The organism is Pseudomonas folii (genome assembly GCF_014357575.1).
Classification (GTDB): domain Bacteria; phylum Pseudomonadota; class Gammaproteobacteria; order Pseudomonadales; family Pseudomonadaceae; genus Aquipseudomonas; species Aquipseudomonas folii.
This window is the reverse complement of sequence record NZ_JACONW010000258.1, coordinates 1-3,906: the sequence shown is the minus strand read 5'-3', so window position 1 is coordinate 3,906 and position 3,906 is coordinate 1. Positions and strand designations below refer to the sequence as shown.

Annotated in this window: 2 protein-coding genes; one reads left to right on the top strand and one right to left on the bottom strand. The window is 56.3% G+C overall.

The features are described 5' to 3' along the window. Window positions 1-1,195: class I SAM-dependent methyltransferase (locus tag H8S59_RS26320; RefSeq protein WP_187523312.1), on the bottom strand; the 1,195-nt coding region annotated here is incomplete at its 3' end. Between the two features lie 364 nt (window positions 1,196-1,559). Here H8S59_RS26320 and bglX point away from each other — a divergent pair. After that, window positions 1,560-3,869, top strand: a complete 2,310-nt coding sequence (gene bglX, locus H8S59_RS26315) for a beta-glucosidase BglX (RefSeq protein WP_187523311.1) — start codon at window positions 1,560-1,562, stop codon at window positions 3,867-3,869. The last annotated feature ends 37 nt before the right edge of the window (window positions 3,870-3,906 follow it).

The window sequence follows — 3,906 nt, the reverse complement described above, 5'->3', positions numbered from 1 at the left end:
GCAGCAAGGCTTCCAGGCACTGCTCCTGAATACCGTAAAACACTTTCAGTTCCTGGATTTTCGCCAGTATCTCGGTGGACTTGAGCGGCTCGGCGCGCTTGACGGCCAGAATCATCTTGTTCTTGTTGGTGTGCTCCAACGAGATGAATTCGAACACTTTGGTTTCATAACCACAGGCTTCGAGCAACAGTGCGCGCAGGCTGTCGGTGACCATTTCAGCTTGCTGGCCCATGTGCAGACCGTATTGCAACATCGGCCGCAGCAAGGTCGGGCTCTGGATCTGCAGACGGATCTGCTTATGGCAGCACGGCGAACACATGATGATCGACGCACCGGAGCGGATGCCCATGTGAATCGCGTAATCCGTGGCAATGTCGCAGGCATGCAGGGCGATCATCACGTCCAGTGCGCTGGGCGCGACACTGCGCACGTCGCCGCACTCAAACTTCAGGCCCGGATGTTCCAGGCGAGCCGCGGCGTTATTGCACAGCGTCACCATGTCTTCACGCAGCTCGACACCGGTCACCTGCCCTTCGGCCTGCAAGGTGTTGCGCAGGTAATCGTGAATAGCGAACGTCAGATAGCCCTTGCCTGAGCCGAAGTCCGCGACTTTGATCGGCTGATCAAGCTTGAGCGGTGAGGACGTCAGGGCGTGGGAAAACACTTCAATGAACTTGTTGATCTGTTTCCATTTGCGGGACATGGACGGGATCAGTTCATGCTGTTTGTTGGTCACGCCCAGGTCAGTCAGAAACGGCCGGGTCAACTCCAGATAACGTTTCTTCTCACGGTCATGGCCCGAAGACGGCGCGTCGCGCTCCTGCTGCGCCTTGCTCTTGAACAGCGTGCTCTTGCCTTTCTTGCTGAACTCCAGCTGGACCTCATCCGTCAACGACAGCAAGTGCGCGTTCTTGAAAGAATCGGGCAACAGGTGCGCAATGACCTGCACCGCTTCGACCAACGGGAAGTTCTTGGTGATGTCCCGGGTTTTATAGCGATAAACGAAAGACAGGCAGGGCTGCTCCTTGACCGTCAGCGCTTTGATGATCACCCGCTGCAACTCTGCTTCGCCGCCTACGTATTTGGCCAGCACCAGCTTGATGAACGAGTTCTGGGAGAGGCTGTTTTCCAGCAGACTCAAAAACTGCGCACGATGATCCGGCGCGGGCTGGGTGGAAGTAGCGGTGACTGACATCTAAAAACGCCTCGGGACGAGCTGATAGCAAAGGCAGCTATTTTAGGCGGTTAGGGCATTGGAGGTTGGATTAATTGATGAACGCCGGTCTGGAAGAGTGAACCTGGATTGTCGAGCCATAGACTGTTTGTTACTTTTTGATTCCGAATCGATGACGTGGCTTTAGCCAAAACGGAAGTTCCCCTGCATAATCCGTGGCCTGCGTCGGGATGTCGAAACATGCGCTCACAGATCCATCAGTGCACTGATAATTACTGTGACAATCTGCAGTCCTGGCCGATAAGAACTGCCAAAGGTCTAAACCCATAAAATATGGCTGCCTGTTATTTAATGCGAGTTGCGGGCAAGCCTTGAGAAATCATTCATGAATAAGCTGTGTTTACTCGGTCTTCTGGTCGGTCTGGCCAGTCAGCCAGCGTTGGCTGCGAACAATGTCAACGCCCCGGCTGCCAATAGCCAGGCCACGCTGCAAGCTAAAAACGCCTTCATCGCGAACTTGATGAAGCAAATGACCCTCGACGAAAAGATCGGTCAGTTGCGCTTGATCAGCATCGCCCAGGACATGCCGCAGCCGATGATTCTCAAGGAAATTGCTGCGGGCCGCATTGGCGGAACGTTCAATTCCATTACTCGCTCGGAAAACCGCCCGCTTCAGGAAGCTGCAGTCGCTAAAAGCCGTCTGAAGATTCCGATGTTCTTCGCTTATGACGTCATCCATGGCCATCGGACCATTTTTCCGATCAGCCTGGGCATGGCCGCCAGCTGGGACATGGCTGCCATTGCCGAGACCGGCCGCATTTCAGCTATCGAGGCCAGCGCCGACGGCCTGGACATGACCTTCGCTCCAATGGTGGATATCTCCCGCGACCCACGCTGGGGCCGTAGCTCCGAAGGTTTTGGCGAAGACACGTATCTTGTTTCACGCATTTCCAAAGAGATGGTCAAGTCGTTCCAGGGTGCAAATGTGGCTTCTGCCGACAGCATCATGGCCGCCGTCAAGCACTTCGCCCTTTACGGCGCAGTGGAAGGCGGTCGGGACTACAACACCGTGGACATGAGTCCTACCCGCATGTATCAGGACTACCTGCCGCCGTATCGCGCAGGTATCGATGCAGGCGCAGGCGGTGTGATGATCGCCCTCAACTCGATCAATGGCGTACCGGCCACCTCCAACAAATGGCTGCTGCAAGACCTGTTGCGTAAGGATTGGGGCTTCAAGGGCGTGACCATCAGCGACCACGGTGCGATCAAGGAACTGATCGATCACGGCGTCGCCAAGGATTACCGCGAAGCCGCAAAGCTGGCTATCAAGGCCGGCGTTGACTTGAGCATGAACGACAAGGCCTACGGCGAAGAGCTGCCAGGTCTGGTCAAGAGCGGCGAAGTCTCCGTTAAGGAAATCGACAACGCGGTCCGCGAGGTGCTGGGCGCCAAATACGACATGGGTCTGTTCGCCAACCCGTACCTGCGCATCGGCGATGCCGCTCAGGACCCGGCAGACACCTACTCTGAAGACCGTCTGCACCGCGCAGAAGCGCGTGACGTTGCCCGCAAGACGCTGGTGTTGCTGAAAAACCAGAACGACATCCTGCCACTGAAGAAAGAAGGCACCATCGCCGTGATCGGCAGCCTGGCCAAGAGTCAGCTGGACATGCTCGGCAGTTGGTCTGCCGCGGGTCGCCCGAATCAGTCGGTCACCGTGTATGACGGTCTGGCCAATGCCGTCGGCGACAAGGCAAAACTGCTTTACGCACGAGGCTCCAACGTCAGCGATAACGAACACATCCTCAACTACCTGAACTTCATTGAGCACGAAGTTGAAGTCGATCCGCGTCCGGCTCAGGAAATGCTCGACGAAGCGGTGAAGACGGCTGAACAGGCCGACGTAATCGTCGCGGTAGTGGGCGAATCTCGCGGCATGTCACACGAATCCGCCAGCCGCAGCAGCCTGAACATCCCCGCCACACAGCAGGCATTGATCAAGGCACTCAAAGACACAGGCAAACCGCTGGTGCTGGTATTGATGAATGGCCGTCCGCTGGTACTGGTCGACGAAGTCGAGCAAGCCAATGCGATACTGGAAACCTGGTTCCCGGGCACCGAAGGCGGCAATGCCGTAGCCGACGTACTGTTTGGTGACTACAACCCGTCCGGCAAGCTGGCGATGTCGTTCCCCCGCTCGATAGGTCAACTGCCGATCTACTACGCGCACCTGAACACCGGCCGTCCGTACTCGACGGAAAAACCTGGCAACTACACGTCGCATTACTTCGAAGAAACCAACGGCCCGCTGTTCCCGTTTGGTTTTGGCCTGAGCTACACACAGTTCGATGTGTCCGACATCACCCTGTCTGCCAAAGACCTGCCACGCAAAGGCAAGCTGACCGCCAGCGTCACGGTGAAGAATACGGGCAAGGTCGCGGGCGAAACCGTGGTTCAGTTGTATCTGCGTGACGTAGCAGCGTCCATCAGCCGTCCGGTCAAAGAGCTCAAAGGCTTCGAGAAAATCATGCTGAACGCGGGGGAAGAGAAAGTCGTGACCTTCACCCTCACAGAAGAAGACCTGAAGTTCTTTAACCCGCAGTTGAAATACGCTGCCGAAGCAGGTGAGTTCAAGCTGATGATTGGCCTGGATTCTGCGACGGTTAAAGAGACGAGCTTTAATTTGTTGTAAGTGCGAGTGTCGAGGGCGGGCCCACTGCCCTCGACGA

Bases quoted from the DNA above. Each gene is read 5' to 3' on its own strand.
- bglX (WP_187523311.1), top strand. From the start codon at position 1,560: ATGAATAAGCTGTGTTTACTCGGTCTTCTGGTCGGTCTGGCCAGTCAG.